Source organism: Cellulosimicrobium sp. CUA-896 (genome assembly GCF_001942335.1).
Taxonomy (GTDB): domain Bacteria; phylum Actinomycetota; class Actinomycetes; order Actinomycetales; family Cellulomonadaceae; genus Cellulosimicrobium.
On sequence record NZ_MKKH01000009.1, the window covers coordinates 21,835 to 37,853 of the forward strand.

11 protein-coding genes and 3 pseudogenes are annotated in these 16,019 nt (G+C 71.7%); all 14 read right to left on the bottom strand.

What is annotated here, in order from left to right:
• Positions 1 to 245: 245 nt before the first annotated feature.
• The 14 genes and pseudogenes from BJF88_RS18845 to BJF88_RS03925 all read right to left on the bottom strand — a co-directional run bounded on the left by BJF88_RS18845 (position 246) and on the right by BJF88_RS03925 (position 15,998).
• Positions 246 to 1,238: a glycoside hydrolase family 43 protein gene (locus tag BJF88_RS18845; protein ID WP_075827827.1), complete on the bottom strand. Its 993-nt coding sequence runs from the start codon at positions 1,236 to 1,238 to the stop codon at positions 246 to 248.
• On the bottom strand, positions 1,238 to 1,840 hold the full coding sequence (locus BJF88_RS19855) for an immunoglobulin-like domain-containing protein (protein ID WP_075827828.1): 603 nt from the start codon (positions 1,838 to 1,840) through the stop codon (positions 1,238 to 1,240). Before BJF88_RS19855 ends, BJF88_RS18845 begins: the two co-directional genes overlap by 1 nt.
• Positions 1,837 to 2,841 (bottom strand): LamG domain-containing protein, encoded by a 1,005-nt coding sequence (locus BJF88_RS18850; RefSeq protein WP_139315898.1) that lies wholly within the window; start codon positions 2,839 to 2,841, stop codon positions 1,837 to 1,839. Before BJF88_RS18850 ends, BJF88_RS19855 begins: the two co-directional genes overlap by 4 nt.
• A gap of 113 nt (positions 2,842 to 2,954) precedes the next feature.
• The gene (locus tag BJF88_RS19440; protein ID WP_158068874.1) at positions 2,955 to 3,161 is read right to left on the bottom strand and encodes a hypothetical protein; all 207 of its coding nucleotides are present in this window, start codon (positions 3,159 to 3,161) and stop codon (positions 2,955 to 2,957) included.
• 204 nt (positions 3,162 to 3,365) lie between these two features.
• A pseudogene (locus BJF88_RS21145) lies at positions 3,366 to 3,815 on the bottom strand (family 43 glycosylhydrolase); the annotation flags it as partial.
• Positions 3,812 to 4,195, bottom strand: coding sequence for a family 43 glycosylhydrolase (locus BJF88_RS21150; RefSeq protein ID WP_075827831.1), 384 nt, complete (start codon positions 4,193 to 4,195; stop codon positions 3,812 to 3,814). The pseudogene BJF88_RS21145 and the gene BJF88_RS21150, both read right to left, overlap by 4 nt.
• 308 nt (positions 4,196 to 4,503) lie before the next feature.
• Positions 4,504 to 7,896, bottom strand: a pseudogene (locus BJF88_RS20195) (immunoglobulin-like domain-containing protein); the annotation flags it as partial.
• Between the two features lie 405 nt (positions 7,897 to 8,301).
• A complete protein-coding gene (locus tag BJF88_RS18865) occupies positions 8,302 to 8,952 on the bottom strand; it encodes an alpha-L-arabinofuranosidase C-terminal domain-containing protein (protein ID WP_075827835.1) in 651 nt (216 codons plus the stop codon).
• Positions 8,949 to 10,934: an alpha-L-arabinofuranosidase C-terminal domain-containing protein gene (locus BJF88_RS03900; protein ID WP_255371735.1), complete on the bottom strand. Its 1,986-nt coding sequence runs from the start codon at positions 10,932 to 10,934 to the stop codon at positions 8,949 to 8,951. Before BJF88_RS03900 ends, BJF88_RS18865 begins: the two co-directional genes overlap by 4 nt.
• On the bottom strand, positions 10,931 to 11,800 hold the full coding sequence (locus BJF88_RS21155) for a DUF1349 domain-containing protein (RefSeq protein ID WP_139315899.1): 870 nt from the start codon (positions 11,798 to 11,800) through the stop codon (positions 10,931 to 10,933). Before BJF88_RS21155 ends, BJF88_RS03900 begins: the two co-directional genes overlap by 4 nt.
• Complete coding sequence (locus BJF88_RS03910) at positions 11,800 to 12,123, bottom strand: hypothetical protein (RefSeq protein WP_158068875.1); 324 nt, start codon at positions 12,121 to 12,123, stop codon at positions 11,800 to 11,802. The genes BJF88_RS21155 and BJF88_RS03910 overlap by 1 nt, the downstream gene beginning before the upstream one ends.
• A 219-nt stretch (positions 12,124 to 12,342) precedes the next feature.
• Positions 12,343 to 13,404: a galactofuranose ABC transporter, permease protein YjfF gene (gene yjfF, locus BJF88_RS03915; RefSeq protein ID WP_369824476.1), complete on the bottom strand. Its 1,062-nt coding sequence runs from the start codon at positions 13,402 to 13,404 to the stop codon at positions 12,343 to 12,345.
• The gene (locus tag BJF88_RS03920; protein WP_075827839.1) at positions 13,404 to 14,462 is read right to left on the bottom strand and encodes an ABC transporter permease; all 1,059 of its coding nucleotides are present in this window, start codon (positions 14,460 to 14,462) and stop codon (positions 13,404 to 13,406) included. Before BJF88_RS03920 ends, yjfF begins: the two co-directional genes overlap by 1 nt.
• Positions 14,459 to 15,998 (bottom strand): annotated as a pseudogene (locus BJF88_RS03925) (sugar ABC transporter ATP-binding protein). Before BJF88_RS03925 ends, BJF88_RS03920 begins: the two are co-directional and overlap by 4 nt.
• Positions 15,999 to 16,019 lie beyond the last annotated feature (21 nt).

The following is a 16,019-nucleotide window of genomic DNA, read 5'->3' on the forward strand; positions in this document are numbered from 1 at the left end:
GAACCTTGTCGTCGAGCCCGGAGGCAGCCGGATGGGCCCCCCGAACCCGACTGGACGGCCGTCCAGTCCCGAGCATCCTGCCACGCCAGCGGTCCGCCCGGCCACCCCGGGCGTGCGCCGATCACCCCTGACGAGCCGAGGGCGAGCCCTCGACGACGAACGCCCGACCCGCGCCCCGAACGGGGCGCGGGCCAGGCGTCGTCCAGACGTCGGCCAGGTGTCCGGCGTCGGCCGGGTGCGCGGCGTCAGCCGCAGGCGAGCGCGTCGAACGCGCTCTCGTACGTGCTCGACACCTCCTCGCCGTCGACCGTCGCAGCCGCCGCGACGGTGACGGTCCCGGCCGGAGCCGCCGTCGACCGGACGGGGAACGCCTGGTACGCCGAGCGGCCCGGGGCCACGTCGTCGAACGTCCGGGTCCCGTACGGGGTCTCCACCGTGACGTCGACCGGCACGTCCTCGCCGTGCGTGGCGCGGACGGCGACGTAGGCCTTGCCCGCGAGGCAGCGCGGCGACACCTCGACGTCGACCGCGAGCTCCGGCGCGGGCGGCTCGTCCCCGTACGCGGCGTGGAGCGCGGCCTCCTCCGCGGCGGTGATGGGCAGCACCGTGCCGTGGCGCGGGCTGCTCGGCAGGTGGGCGTCGACCGACGTCCACTCGCCCGACTCGAGGTCCGTCGACTCGAGGGGCAGGTAGCCCTGGCCGCCGTGGTAGCTCGGCTGGTCGACGAAGAGGTACCACTTCTCCTCGGTGTTGGACTTGAACACCGTCGGGCCCTCGCCCGCCGTGAGCGTGCCGCCCCACGGGTTCGGCTGGCCGTAGCCGACCTTCTCCTCGATGAGCTCCCAGTCGGTCGAGCGCAGGTCCGTCGACTTCTCGAGGCGCGGGATCATGTACGCCTCGTCCTTGGTGAAGCGGTAGTACGTGCCCTCGTGCTCGACGATCGACGAGTCGATCATGCCGAGGCCGTTGCCGCGCTTCTCGTCGATCCACACCTGCGGCTCGCTGAACGTCACGAAGTCGCGCGTCGTGGCGTACATCGTGCGCTGGTAGGAGTCGGCGATGCGGCGGTTCGTCGTGTCCGTCGTCGGGTACAGGGCGGAGGCCCAGTAGACGATGTACTCGCCGCGCTCGGCGTCCCAGAACGCCTCGGGCGCCCACGTGTTGCCGGCGTACGCGCTCGAGACGGTGACCATGCGCTGCTCGGACCAGTTCACGAGGTCCGTCGACTCCCAGATCATCAGGCGCGCGAGCCCCGCTCCTGGGCGTTGCCGAAGTTGTTGCCACCGTAGATCCGCAGGTCCGTGGCGAGCAGGAAGAACCGGTCGCCCTCGGGCGAGCGGATGATGAACGGGTCGCGCAGCCCCTTCTCCCCCAGCCCGGACGTGAGGACGGGCTCGCCGTCGTTGAGCTCGACCCAGTCGAGCGGGTCGTTGCCGTCGCTCACGCTGAAGTAGACCGACTCGCCGTCGGGCGTGCTCTCCCCCTCGAAGTAGGGGAAGAAGTAGGCCTCGTAGTCGGCGTCGGCCGGCAGCGGCCGGACGGTCGCGTCGTACGTGTGCGTGGCGGTCGCGCCGTCCTTCGTGGCCGTCACCGTGAGCTGCACGACGACGGGCTGCTCGCCGTGGGCGGGTCGCGTCACCTCGCCCGTCGCGGAGATCGTCGCGGCATCTGACGTCGCCCAGGCGAGCGACGCGCCGTTCTGCCCGGTGGCCGGGAGCGTGAGGTTGCCGCGCACGTCGTCCAGGTGCGGGATCGCCACGTGCTCGGCGTCCCACTGCGCCGCCTCGGCGGGCTCGAGCTGGGCGAGGACCGTGACCTCGAAGGCCGCGGTCCGTGTCACGCGCCGCGGGTGACCGTGGCGGTGAGCGTCACCGTGGCGTCGTCCGCCCCGGCCGCGGGCCGGGTGACCTTCCCGGCCGCGGACACGACCGCGGCGTCGGACGACGCCCACGTGATCGTCGAGCCCTGCGCGCCCGCCGTCGGCAGCGCGAGGTCGGCCGTCACCGCGCTCGTGTCGCCGAGGTCGAGCGCCGCGACGTCGGCGTCGGCCGCCGCCGTCGACGTCTCGGCCGCGAGCTGCCCCGCCTCGGACACGGTGAGCGCGCGGTCGTAGAGCCGGAAGTCGCGGACCTGGCCCTTGAGGTACCGGTCGGACGAGTACAGCGAGCGCCCGACGTAGTTGGCCGTGGTCTGCCCGCCCCCGATCTGGCCGGGGTCGGTCGTCACGTTCGTCGCCTGCTTGACCTGCACCCCGTCCTCGTACAGCGTCGCCGTGGTGCCCGACAGCGTCCACGTGAGCGTCTTCCACACGCCGCGCGCGAGGTTCGAGCCCTTCGTGACCGTCTGCTCGGTGGACCAGTTCCCCGTCGCGATCGACGTCCGGTACGCGTTGCCCGTCGTGAACAGGTAGCCGTTTCCGGCCGTGCCGCTCGTGTTGCCCAGCCCGTAGACGAAGTACGGCGTGCCGTGCGTCGGGTCGACGAGCACGTCGAGGCTCACCGTGGCGTCGGTGAGCCCGGCGAGCAGGTGGTCGGGCAGGTCGACGTAGTCGTCCGTGCCGTCGAGCGCGAGCCCGTCGGGGGTCGCCGTCGCGCCGTGCACCGTGGCCGGGCCGAACGTCGAGCCCTCGGCGAGGTTCGCCGTCGTCCCGCCCGTGGTGTGGGCCGCGTCGAGCGGGTACCACGCGACGAGCCCCTCGTCCGTCGGCCCGCCGACGTCGGCGACGGCCGGTGCCGTGGCGGCCCCGAGCATCGTCGCGGTGAGCGCCCCCACCAGCCCGACGGCGATCCCCGCCGTGCGGCGCCGTCGTCGGTCTGGTCGGCGCGTCGTCGTCTCTGTCATGTCGTCCTTCTCCTCGTCGAGATGAAACGTTGTCGCGAGGTAGAACCCGCGGTCGCGAGGTAGGACCCGGCGGGTTCTACCTCGCGACCTGCGCCTCTACCTCGGGGGTGGCGTCAGCCGCAGGTGGCCGCGTCGTACGCGACCTCGTGCTCCGTGGTGACGGGCTCGCCGTCGAGCACCGCGGAGCCCGTGACCGTCGCCGTGCCGGCCGGGACCGACGTCGCGCGGACGGCGAACGCCTGGTAGGCCGACTTCCCCGGTGCCACGTCCGCGACCGTCTTCTCACCGAACGGCGTCGCGAGCGTGACGTCCGCGGGCACGTCGCCCGCGTTGGTCGCGCGGACCGCGAGGTAGACCTTGCCGGCGAGGCACCGCGGGGTGGCCTCGACGGTGAGCTCGACCTCGGGCTGCGGGGCGACGTCGACTGGGTCGACGCTCTCGAGCGTCGGGGTGACCTTCTGGATGAGGCCGTCCTCGCCGAACGTCAGGCGGTCGATCGTCGTCTCGCGGTTGGTGCCGTTGCCGCCCGGGATCGCGAAGCGGTGGTACGCGATGTACCAGTCGTCCGTGCCGGCGACGTTGAGGATCGAGCTGTGCCCGGTCCCGAGGATGCCCTGCGACGCGTCCTTCTCGAGGATGACGCCGCGGGCGGTCCACGGGCCCTCCATGCTCGTCGCGGTGGCGTACCCCACGCGGTAGTTCGGCGACCCGGTGTCGTCGATCGAGTACGTGAGGTGGTAGATCCCGTCGCGGAAGTTGACGAACAGGCCCTCGCGGAAGTCCGTCAGCCCCGGGATGCGGCGCAGCGTCTCCTGCTTGATCGCGGTCATGTCGTCGGTGAGCTCGGCCATGACCGGGCCGTTCGACGGGCCGCCGTTGCCCCACAGGAGCCAGTACTTGCCGGTCTGCGGGTCGTGGAACGCGGCCGGGTCGATGGCCTGGCCCGACGCGATCGACTCGCCGTTGGTGATCATCGCCGTCGCTCCGCGGTGAACGGGCCCTCGGGGCTGTCGGCCACCGCGACGCCGATCGTCTTGCGGTTGTACGTCGGGTTGTGGCCGGAGAAGTAGAAGTAGTAATTCCCGTCCCGCTCGATGATCGTCGGCGCCCACGCGTTGCCGGTCGCCCACGGGACGTTCCCGTTCGCGCCGTCGAGCGTGAGGAACGGCTCGGCCGAGCGCTCCCAGTCGACGAGGTTCGTGGACGTCCAGACGTAGAAGTCCTTGCCGCCCCAGCCGGGCGTGCCGTCCGTGGTCGCGTAGAGGTAGAACGTGTCGCCGAACTGCGCGATGTTCGGGTCGGCGTACCTCCCGGCAGGACCGGGCTGTTCATCTCCGTCGCCCGGACCGTCCACGTGCGCGACGACCCGTCCGGCCCGGTCACCGTGTACTCGACCGGCTCGGTGAAGTCGTGGGCAGACCCGTTCTCCGGCGACACCGTCGCCCGCGGCGAGACCGCGAGCACCGGCGCGAGCACGGTGAGGTCCGTGCCCGGCTCCACCGGGAGCGTGACCGTGGAGCTCGCCCCGTCGACGATCGCGGGGGCCTTGAGCGCGTCGAGCTCGGCCCCTGTGACCGCCGTGTGGTCGGCGCCGAGCTGGAACACCTCGTCCGCCGTGAGCGCGCGGTCGTAGATGCGGAAATCGCGCACCGAGCCCTTGAGGTAGCGGTCGCCCGAGTACAGCGAGCGGCCGATGTAGTTCGCGAGCGTCGACCCTCCCCCGATGTCCTGCGGGTCGATCGTCACGTTCTGCTGGCGACCCACCTCGACGCCGTCCTCGTAGAGCACGGCGGTCGTGCCCTCGAGCGTGTACGTGAGGTGCTTCCAGACCCCGCGCTGCAGGTCGGCGTTCTTGGTGACCGTCTGCTCGGTGGTCCAGTTCCCGGTCGCGATCGACGTCCGGTAGGCGTTGCCCGTCGTGAAGAGATAGCCGTTGCCGGCCGACCCGCTCGAGTTGCCGAGGCCGTAGACGAAGTACGGCGTCGCCTGGTCCGTCGCGATCTTCACGTCGAGGCTCACGGTGATGTCGGTCAGGCCGGCGAGCGCGTCGTCGGGCAGGTCGACGTAGTCGTTGGTCCCGTCCAGGGTGACGCCCTCGCCGGTGCCGGTGAAGGCCGCGCCGTTCGTGAGGGTCGCCGCGCCGACGGTGGCGTCGGGCGCCGAGTTGGCCGCCGTCGTGCCGCTCGTCTCGTCGAGCGCGTACCGCACGACGAGCCCGGGGACCTCGTCCGTCACCTCGATCGCGACGTACACCGTGCGCGCGCCGTCCGCCGTGGTCGCGGTGACCATCGCGTGGCCCGCGGCGACGCCGCTGACGACGCCGTCCGCCGAGACGGTGGCGACCGACTCGTCGTCGGACGCCCACGTGATCGCACGGGCGCTCGCGTTGGCCGGCGTGACGGTCGCCGTGAGCTGCCGCGTCCCGCCGACTCCCACCTGCACCGACTCGGGCGAGACGGTCAGGCCCTCGACCGGCACGGCGTCGTCGGTCACGGTGACGACCGCGCGGGCGCGGACGCTCACGCCGCCGTCGAGCGTGCCGCCGACCTCGAACGTCCCCGCCTGCGCGTACGCCGCCGGGTCGACCGGGTCCCACGTGACGTCCGCGGCTCCCGTGGAGCCGTCCGCGAAGCGCGCGGTCACCGTGTCGGGAAGCACCGGCTCCGACCCGGTCTGGACCGTGACCGCGACGTCCTCGACGGACTCGACGAACGCGTCCGGCTGGTACGTGCGCAGCAGGCGGTCGTACTCGGCCTGCGTCACGGGGAGCACCGTGCCGTGGCGCGGGCGCGACGGCATCTCGTAGTCGGTGGACATGGTCCACTCGGCGGCGTCGAGCGAGTCCGACTCGAACGGCACGTAGCCACGGCCGCCGAACTCGTCGATGAACAGGTACCACTTCTCCTCGGTGTTGGACCTGAAGATCGTCGGCCCCTCGCCCTGGTTGATGCCCGGGCCGGTGGCGTTCGCCTTGCCGATGCAGTCGGTGACGTACTCCCAGTCGGTCGAGAGCAGCTCCTCGGACTCCTCCGCGAGGATGAACTTCGAGCACGGCGTGGACGACGTGTTGTTCCGCTCGTCCTTGGTGAACCGGTAGTACGTGCCGTCGTCGTCCTGCGCGACCGTCGAGTCGATGACCGAGTAACCGGGGTCGACCCATACCTTCGCCTCGGAGAACGTCACGAAGTCGCGCGTCGTCGCGTACATCATGCGGTTGTAGCTGGCGCCGGTGTGGCCGGGGTCGTCCTCCGCGTAGAGCTTCGAGGCCCAGAACACGACGTACGCGCCGATGGACTCGTCGTAGTACGCCTCCGGCGCCCACGTGTTGCCCGCCGTCTCCGGGGAGACCTCGACGAGGCGCTGGTCGGTCCAGGTCACGAGGTCCGTGGACTCCCACACCATGATCGACCGCGAGCCCTGACGCTGCGCCGCGTCCCAGCCGTTGCCGTCGTAGATCCGCAGGTCGGTGGCGATCTGGTAGAACTTGTCACCCTCGGGCGAGCGGATGATGAACGGGTCCCGCAGGCCCTTCTCGCCGAGCTCCGACGTGAGCACCGGCTCGTTGTCGTTGAGGTTCTGGTAGTGCAGCGCGTCGTTGCCCTGGCTGAGCCCGAAGTAGACCTGCTCGCCGTCCGCGTAGCCCTCGCCGATGAAGTACGAGAAGAGGTAGCCCTCGAGCTCTTCGTCCTGCGGCAGCGGGGGCACGTGAGCGGTGAGCTCGCGCGTCGCGGTGGCGCCGCCGACGGTGGCCGTGGCCGTGAGCGTGACGGTCTCGGCGTCCTCGCCGTGCGCGGGACGCGTGACCTCGCCCGTCGGCGTGATCGCGCCCGACGACGTCGCCCAGGTGAGCGACGCGCCGTGCAGCCCGGTCGTCGGCAGGGTGAGGTTGCCGCGCACGTCGTCGAGGTTCGGCACCTCGATCGCCGCGACGGCGGCCTCGGCCTTCGCCTGGTCGCCGTCGCCCGGGAGCACCGTGACGTCGACAGTGCGCGTCTCGCTCGCGCCGCGCAGCGCGACCGTGGCGGTGAGCGTCGCGGTGGCGGGCTCCTCGCCCGCGGCCGGGCGGGTCACAGTGCCGTCCGCCGCGACGACGCCGTCGTCCGACGTCGTCCACGTGACGGCCGAGCCGCCGACGCCCTTCGCCGGGAGCGTCAGGTCGGTGACGACGGCGCTCGTGTCGCCGAGGTCGAGCGCGGCGGCGTCGGCCCGCACCGCGTCGTCCGCGGCGTCGCTCGCCAGGTCCGCGACCTCCTGCGCGGTGAGCGCGCGGTCGTACAGGCGGAAGTCCTTCATGCGGCCCTTGAACAGGCCGTCCGCGGCGTAGGCCGACTTCCCGAGGGCGTTCGCCGTCGTGGTGCCGCCGCCGATCGCACCCGGCGTGATCGTCACGGCGGTGTTCTGGCCGACCTGCGAGCCGTCCTCGTAGAGCCGCGCGGTGCCGTCCGCGAGCGTGTAGGTGATGGTCTTCCACACCCCGCGCTGGAGTGCTCCGGCCGGGGCCTTCGCGGTGTTCTGCTCCCGCCCCCAGGCGAGGTCGGAGATCGTGGCGCGGTAGTTCGCGTTGCCGGTCGAGAAGAGGTACCCGTTCCCGGACTGCGGGCTGCCCACGGCGGGGTTGCCGAGGTTATAGAAGAAGTAGTTGCCGGAGAGCGCCGGGTCGACCCACACGTCGGCGCTCACCGTCACCGCGTCCGTGCCGGCGAGCAGGTCGTCGGGCAGGTCCACGTGGTTCGAGCCGCCGAACGTCAGGCCCTGACCCTCGCGCCACCCTCCCCCGGTGCCCGCGAGGGTGGCGTCGAGCCCGTGGCCCGACGCGTCGTGCGCGACCGTGCCCGCGGTCTCGTCGAGGGGCAGCCAGAGCTGGAGCCCGTCGGTCGTGGGTGCCGCGGCGGCGAGCGTGGTGGCCGGCAGGGTCCCGGGCGCGGGCGACGCCGTGGCGGTCGCGGCGCTCGCGAACGGAGCGACCAGGGCGAGGCCGAGCATGCCGGCCAGCGCGCGCCGACGAGGGCGCGCGGTGCGTGGCCGGACGGGTGGGGGTGCGTGGCGTGAGGTCATCGATGACTCCTCGTCGTCGTGCCCCGGCGTCGTCGCCGGGCCGCCCGTCCGCCGTCGGACGAGCGCATGTGAACGCTAACAGGATCGCTCAGGAGGGAACAGGGCACGGCCCCGACCGATCAGGAACGAACGGCTGCTCGGTCACGGTGAAAACTCGCGAACGCGCTGACGCCGCCTCGTGGCCCGTCGGACCAGCCGCGAGGAAAGACCCAGGTGGATCCGGGAGGGGGCCGGGAAGGACCGCGACGTGCGGTACGACCAGGCCTGCCCGCGAGGTGGAGCCCCGGCCCCGGGCCGGGGCTCCACCTCGCCGCCCCCTGGCGAACCGTCAGCCGCAGCCGAGCGCGTCGTAGGCGACGTCGACGTTCGCCGAGACCTCCTCGCCGTCGACCGCCGCGCTGCCGGTCACCGTGGCCGAGCCTGCGGGTACGGTCGCCGCGCGCGCGGGAACGCCTGGTACGCGTTCCGGCCCGGTGCGACGTCGGCGAACGCCTTCTCGCCGAACGGCGTGGAGAGCGTCACGTCGACGGGCACGTCCTCGCCGTTGGTCGCCCGGACCGCGACGTAGACCTTGCCCGCGAGGCACCGCGGCTGGGCTGTCACCTCGAGGTCGAGAGCGGGCGACGCCTCTTCGACGTCCAGCCGGACGAACGTGATCGAGTGGGCGGGGAACTCGTACGAGAACTCCTCCCCCACGCCGCTCAGCGTGCGCTCGACCGGCACGACGTGCTCCGGGTCGGCCTTCGTGTTCGTGTCCGACGGCGCGCCCACCATCTCGGTGACCGTCGCCTGCTCGCCGACGCTCTCGCCCGCGGCGAGACCCTCGACGTGCACGTCGGTGCGGGCCGCCGTGGAGGTCGGGTTGACGACCTTGACGACGACGTCGCCCGTGTCCTCGTCCCGCGTGACGACCTGGTAGAGCGACTTGGTGGTCGCCTGCTCGTAGGTCATCTGCAGCTCGTCGTCCAGGTAGAGCCCGATCGTGGACCCCTCGACGACGACCTTGACGCGGTACGGCTGCCCGGCCTCGATGCTGTGGTTCTCGACCGCCTTCACCTCGCCCGCGCTGCCGCCCGACGCCCGCTGGAGCGCCTGACGGGTGTTGTTCCACCCGCCGAGGTTCCACCAGTAGTAGTCGTTCGGCCCGCCGGCGGCGAAGCCGACGAGGAAGCCCTCCGACCCGGAGGTCTTGCGGGCGTCGAGCTCGAGCGTGTAGCTCGCCCAGCCTTGGCGTACGCGCCGGAGACGATCGAGCGCGCGTCCGTGACGTTCGTCGCGGACTGCACGTACGCGCCGTCCTGCGCGGCCCACGTGCCGGCCTGCGGCTCCCACTGCTGCGCACCTGCGGAGAAGTCGTCGGAGAAGAGCACCTCGCCCGTGGCGTTGTCGGTGACCCGGACGTTGTCGTACTGCGCGGCGGTGTTCCACGTCGACAGGAAGACGCCGCCGTCCAGGACGGCGTCCGCGGGCGCCGGGCCGGTGTGCGTGCTCGGGACCACCTGGTCCCCGACGTTCGCGGAGAACATCTGCTGCACGTAGTAGTTCACCGAGCCCCACGACTCGTCGTTGTCGAACCAGATCGCGTCCGGCGACCACTGCACGTAGTCCTCGTTGGCGAGCAGCGGCGCGTACGACGCGAGCTCGACCACGTCGGAGTTGCGCTCCAGGCCCGTCATGAACGCCGCCTCCGCGAGCGCGTTGGCGAACGTGTTGCCGCGCGACGCGTACTCGCCGAGGAAGACGTGCGGCCCTTCGCGGTCGTACGAGTCGTACCGCTCGTCGTTCTCGAGGAACCACTGGGGGTCGTTGTAGTAGTGCTCGTCCACCATGTCGACGCCCTGCGCGCGGTTGAACTCCCACAGCTCGTCGAACCGGGTGCCGGTGTCGTCCGGGCCGGAGTTCGAGATGATCTCGATCTCCGGGAACCGGTCCTCGATCGCGTCGCGGAAGGCCGGGAAGTTGGCCTCGAACGTCGTCGTGTTCTCCTCGTTGCCGAGCCCGATGTACTTGAGACCGAAGGGCTCCGGGTGGCCGAGCCCGGCGCGCACGGCGCCCCACTCGGTCGTCACGTCGCCGTTGGCGAACTCGACGAGGTCGACCGTGTCCTGCACCCAGCGCTGGATCTGCACCGGGTCGGTCATCTCGGGGATCGTGCTGCCGCAGCCGTTGGCACCGACCGAGACGACGGGCAGCGGCGTCGCGCCGAGGTCCTCCGCGAAGAGGAAGTACTCGAGGTAGCCGATGCCGTACGACTGGTTGTACCCCCAGAAGTTCCAGTTGGTCGCGCGCTCCTCGACCGGACCGATGGTCTCCTTCCACTGGTACGTGCGACGGCGGTCGGTGTAGCCCGACTCCTCGTACGTGCGGAACGTGCCGACGTTCGTGACGCAGCCGCCGGGGAACCGGAGGAACTGCGGGTCGAGCGCCTCGATCTTCTCGGCGAGGTCCTTGCGGAGCACGGACGTACCGTTGACCGGTCCGACCCACGTGTCCTGCGGGAAGAGGGACACCATGTCGAGGTTGAGCGTGCCCGCGGCGCCCGCGAGCACCGCGAGGCGCCCGGCGTTCGTGGTCGCCGACGCGTCGAGCGTCACCTCGTACTGCTTCCAGGTGTCGGAGCCGTCGACGGCGACCTCGCCGGTCGCGTACGCGGTGGTCCCCGCGGCGTCCTCGACGCGGACCGTGAGCGTCTGCGCGGTCGTGGACCGTGCCCACACGGAGAAGTCGTACGACTCCCCCTCCTCGACGAACAGGCCCGTGTTGTACCCGGCGTTGCGCACGCCGGCGCCCGCGCCCGTGGTGGTGACGCGCAGGTAGCTGCGGTTCGTCGCGTTGAGACGGCCGGCGTCGTTCACCACCTGGGTGGTGGCCGTCGCCCCGCCGCGGTTCGCCGCGCTCCACGCCGTCATGCCGGTGAAGGACGCGTTGTCCTGGGTCGTGAACTCGAAGGACCGGTTGCGCACGAGCTCGGCGTACAGGCCGCCGTCGGCGGCGTAGTTGATGTCCTCGTAGAAGATGCCGTAGAGCTCGTCGCTCATCTCGGTGCGCTCGCCGGCGAGGTCGACCGTGATCTCGTGGTCGGCGACGGCGGCGGGCGCGACGGTGAGCTTCGTGGCCGCGTCGCGCGGGCCGAGGACGAGCGCTCCGTCCGCCTCGCGCACGCCGACGTGGAGCTCGGGGTCGGTCGCGGAGCGCAGCCAGACCTTCCCGCCCCCGGCGTCCGTGAGGCGCAGCGGCGCCGCCTCGCGCCCGCGTCGCCCAGCGCCAGGCGCGAGCCGGTCACGACGACGGGCCGGTCGCCGACGGCGAGCGTCACCGGGGCGACGCCGTCGGCGGGCGTACCCGCCGGTGCGGCCTGCAGGACGACGGTCGTCGCGGGGCGCTCGTCGTCGAGGGCGAGGCCGTCCTCGGTCGCGACGAGGTGGCGCGCGTCGCCGGGGCCCGCGAGCGTGAAGCCGCCCTCGGGCACCTGGTCGGCGCCCTCCGCCGCCTCGAGAGCGACGTAGTCGAACGTCGCCGTGTGGGCGGTGCCGTCCTGCGCGGCGAGCGCGTACACGCCGACCTGCGTCACCGGGAAGTCGACGTCCACCGAGCCGGCCGGCTGCCACGCCGCCCCGTCCCAGTACGACGTCGCGATCGTGTCGCCGGTGCGCTGCATGCGCAGCGTCTCGCCGGTGGAGCCGGGGCGGTCGGTGAAGGCGTTCGCGGCGAACGTGCCGCCGCTCTCGACGTCGTTCTCGATCGCGCGCCCGGAGGGCGACAGGTCACCGACGAAGGTCAGCCCGGAGCGGACGTAGTTGTCCATGTCCTGCCATGCGATGAGCCCGGCGCCCTGGTAGACGCGGTCCACGGGCGCGTCGACGTGCGTGACGACCGTGAAGTCGCCCGCGGGGACGTCGAGCATCACGACGTTCTTCGCGCTGTTCCCGGTCTGCCAGGTGTCGCGGCCTGCGACGTGAGCGTCAGCGCCCCGTCGGCGACGGAGAGCGCCGTCGGGACGGGGTTGACGACCGTCCAGTCGGGGCCGAGCGACGTGCCGTCGAACGGGTCGACCCAGGCGCCGTCGGGCAGGTCGGGCTCCGCCGCGGTGGCCGGACCGGCGGACGGGACGGTCGCGGCGAGCGCACCGACGGCGCCGAGGGTCAGGGTGAGCAGCGCCGCGGGTACCACGTGCCGTCGGCGGCGCCTGCCGACCCGGGACGGGGACGTGCTGGGGGGACGTTCCATGGGCTTACCTCTCCTCGTCGAGAGACCTGGGCGCGCACGGCCATGTGAGCGCTCACAACGACACAACCGTAGTGTGAGCGCTCACATCGCGCAATGGTCCGGCGCCCTCGGATCGGCGCGGATCCGGCGGGCACGACGACGCCCCGTCGATCCGCCGCACGGCGGGTCGACGGGGCGTCATCGGGAGCAGGACCGACCGGATCCGTCGCCGGTGCGGGCCTAGCGTCGTCGGACGACGAGCACGCGCTGCAGGATGACGAAGAGGAGCAGGAGCGCGCCGATCACGATCTTCGTCCACCAGGACGACAGCGTGCCCTCGAAGGTGATGATCGTCTGGATCAGGCCGAGGACCAGCACGCCGAGCACCGACCCGAGCACGAAGCCGGTACCGCCGGTGAGCAGCGTCCCGCCGATGACGACCGCGGCGATCGCGTCGAGCTCCATGCCGACGCCCGTCAGCGAGTAGCCGGAGCGCGAGAACATCGCGAACAGCAGTCCGCCGATGCCGGCGCACGTGCCGCTGACCACGTAGACGAGCACCTTCGTCCGCGCCACGGGCAGGCCCATGAGCATCGCCGACTGCTCGCCGCCGCCGATCGCGTAGACCGTGCGGCCGAACTGCGTGTAGTGCAGCAGGTAGAACGCGACCGCCACGACGACGAGCGCCACGACGACGGCGGTCGTGACCCGCCACTCGGGCCCGAGCTGCTGGCTCCAGCTCGCGATCGACACGAACGTCTCGTCGGTGATCGGGATCGACTCGAGGCTGATGACGTAGCACAGGCCGCGCGCGAGGAACATCGCGGCCAGCGTCGCGATGAACGGTTGGATGTCGAAGACGTGCACCATGATGCCGACGACGAGGCCGAGGACCGTGCCGATGAGCACGACGAGCGGGATGACGACGGCGGCCGGCCAGCCGCTCTGCAGCAGCGACGCCGCGGTGATGCCCGACAGCGCGACGACGGCGCCGACGGACAGGTCGATGCCGCCCGTGAGGATCACGAACGTCATGCCCACGGCGAGCACGATGAGGAACGAGTTGTTGATGAACAGGTTGGAGATGACCCGTCCGGACAGGAAGTTCTCGTACCGGCTGCCACCGACCGCGAGCATGAGCGCGAGGACGACGAACGTGCCGACGACGGGCAGGTAGCGGCGGTCGAGCCGGACCCGGGTGGCGAACCGCCGGGCCATGCCCGCCGAGGTCCCGGCAGCCGTGCTCGGCTCGTTGCCGGGCTCGCGCGGGGAGGTCGGCGTGGGGGTCTTGACGGTGGACATCAGGCGGTCACCTCCGCGGTCTGCGCGGGCGTGCGCGCCGCGCGACGTCGACGCGCGGCGACGACGTCGCGCATCTTCGGGGACTGGGCGAGGCAGACCGCGATGACGACGATCGCCTTGAACAGCGGCGTCACGGACGGCGAGATGCCGAGCATCGTGACCGTGAGCGTGAGCGTCTGGATGACGAGGACGCCGACGAGCGTGCCGGAAAGCGAGAACTTGCCGCCCGCCAGGGACGTCCCGCCGATGACGACGGCGAGGATCGCGTCGAGCTCGATGAACAGGCCCGCGTTGTTGGCGTCCGCCGCCATGACGTTCGAGCTGATCATGAGACCGGCGAGCCCGGCGAACAGCGCGCTCACCGCGTACACGGTCCAGGTGATGTTCCGCGCCTTGACGCCCGCGAGGCGGCTCGCCTCGGGGTTGATGCCGACCGACTCGATGAGCATGCCGAGCGCGGTGCGCCGTGTGAGCAGCGCGACCGCCGTGAACACGACGGCCGCGAGGATGACCGCCACGGGCAGCCCGAACCAGAAGCCGGAGCCGATGGCCTTGAACGGGGCGCTGTTGACGGTGGTGATCTGGCCGCCGGTGATGAGCATCGCGACACCGCGGCCGGCCGTCATGAGGACGAGGGTCGCGATGATCGGCTGGATGCCGAGCACCGAGACGAGGAAGCCGTTCCACACGCCGAGGACGAACGACAGCGCGAGCGCGATGCCGACGGCGACCAGCACGGTCGTGATGCTGCCGGGGTCGGGGGCGGAGGCGATGAAGCTCAGCGCGACCGCTCCGGAGATCGCGACGACCGCGCCGACCGACAGGTCGATGCCGCGGGTCGCGATGACGAGGGTCATGCCGAGCGCGACGAGCAGCAGCGGCGCGCCGTTCTTCAGCAGGTTGATCAGCGCCCCGAAGAGGTGCCCGTCCTGCACCCGGATCGACAGGAAGCTCGGGCGGTTGACCGTGTTGGCGGCCAGGAGGACCACGAGCGCGACGACCGGCCAGAAGAGCCGGTGGTGCAGCACGCGCTGCCAGGGAGAGGTCGTGGCGGTCATGACGGGGAGCCTCCGCTCGCGATGAGCCCGACGACGTCCTCGACCGTGACGTCGTCGTCGTTGGGGATCTCGGCGACCTTGACGCGGTCGCGCAGGACGGCGATGCGGTGGCTGAGGCGCAGGACCTCCTCCAGCTCGGCCGAGATGAACACGACGGACATGCCGTCGTTCGCGAGCTCGGCGACGAGCTTCTGGATCTCGGCCTTGGCCCCGACGTCGATGCCGCGCGTCGGCTCGTCGAGGATGAGGAGCTTCGGTGCCGTGGCGAGCCACCGCGCGAGGAGCACCTTCTGCTGGTTGCCGCCCGAGAGGTTCTTGATGAGCGCGTCGGGGTTGGCGGGACGGATGGCGAGCGCCGCGATGTACTTCTCGACGAGCTCGTCCACCTGGCGGCGGGGCAGGCGACGCGCCCATCCGCGGTCCGCCTGGAGCCCGAGGATGATGTTCTCCCGGATCGTCAGGTCGCCGACGATCCCCTCGGCCTTGCGGTGCTCGGACGAGAAGGCGATCCGCTGGCGCATCGCCGCGCGCGGGGAGCGCAGCCGCGCGACCGCCCCGGCGATCCGGGTCTGCCCGGTGTCCGCGTGGTCCGCGCCGGCGAGGAGCCGCGCGAGCTCCGTGCGCCCGGAGCCGAGGAGCCCCGCGAGCCCGACGACCTCGCCGGGGAAGACGTCGAGGTCGAACGGCTGGATGGAGCCCTTGCGCCCGAGCCCCACGGCCTGCACGAACGGCGTGGTGCCGTCGCGGTCGGCGGCGGCGCGCTTGGGCGACTCGTCGAGCTCGGACAGCGCCTCGAGGGACGTCCCGATCATCTTCGACACGAGCTCGAGACGCCCGAGCTCCGCGGTGCGGTACTCCCCCACGAGCCTGCCGTTGCGCAGCACCGTCATGCGGTCGGAGATCGCGTAGACCTGCTCGAGGAAGTGCGACACGAACAGGATCGCCACGCCCTCGTCGCGCAGGCGCCGCACGACGCGAAGAGCTGGGCGACCTCGTCGCGTCGAGGCTCGACGTCGGCTCGTCGAGGATGAGGACCTTGACGTCGACGACGAGCGCGCGGCAGATCGCGACGAGCTGCTGGACGGCGAGCGAGTGCGACGCCAGCGACGACGTGGGGTCGATGCGCAGGTTCAGCCGCTCGAGCATCTCCCCGGCACGCCGCCGGGTGGCGCGCCAGTCGATGGCGCCGGCGCGGCGCGGCTCGTGGCCGAGCATGATGTTCTCCGCGACGGAGAGGTTCTCGCAGAGGTTGACCTCCTGGTACACCGTGGAGATCCCGGCCTCCTGGGCCTCGCCCGGCCCGGAGAACGTGTGCTCGGTGCCGTCGACGACGATGCGCCCCGAGTCGATCGAGTAGACACCGGTGAGCGCCTTGATGAGGGTGGACTTGCCGGCGCCGTTCTCGCCCATGAGGGCGTGGACCTCGCCGGGGCGCAGCGTGAGGTCGACGCCGTCGAGCGCCTTGACGCCCGGGAACTCGATCGAGATCCCGGTCATCTGGACGACGGGCGGACCGTCCGTGCTGGGGGTTGTCATCGCTGACCTTCCGTACGGCGA

Coding starts and splice junctions, on each gene's coding strand:
- BJF88_RS18845 (WP_075827827.1), bottom strand. CDS start 1,238: ATGATCTGGGAGTCGACGGACCTCGTGAACTGGTCCGAGCAGCGCATG.
- BJF88_RS18850 (WP_139315898.1), bottom strand. CDS start 2,841: ATGACAGAGACGACGACGCGCCGACCAGACCGACGACGGCGCCGCACG.
- BJF88_RS03900 (WP_255371735.1), bottom strand. CDS start 10,934: ATGAGCGACGAGCTCTACGGCATCTTCTACGAGGACATCAACTACGCC.
- BJF88_RS21155 (WP_139315899.1), bottom strand. CDS start 11,800: ATGCTCGACGTCCCCGCGGGCGACTTCACGGTCGTCACGCACGTCGAC.
- BJF88_RS03910 (WP_158068875.1), bottom strand. CDS start 12,123: ATGGAACGTCCCCCCAGCACGTCCCCGTCCCGGGTCGGCAGGCGCCGC.
- yjfF (WP_369824476.1), bottom strand. CDS start 13,404: ATGTCCACCGTCAAGACCCCCACGCCGACCTCCCCGCGCGAGCCCGGC.
- BJF88_RS03920 (WP_075827839.1), bottom strand. CDS start 14,462: ATGACCGCCACGACCTCTCCCTGGCAGCGCGTGCTGCACCACCGGCTC.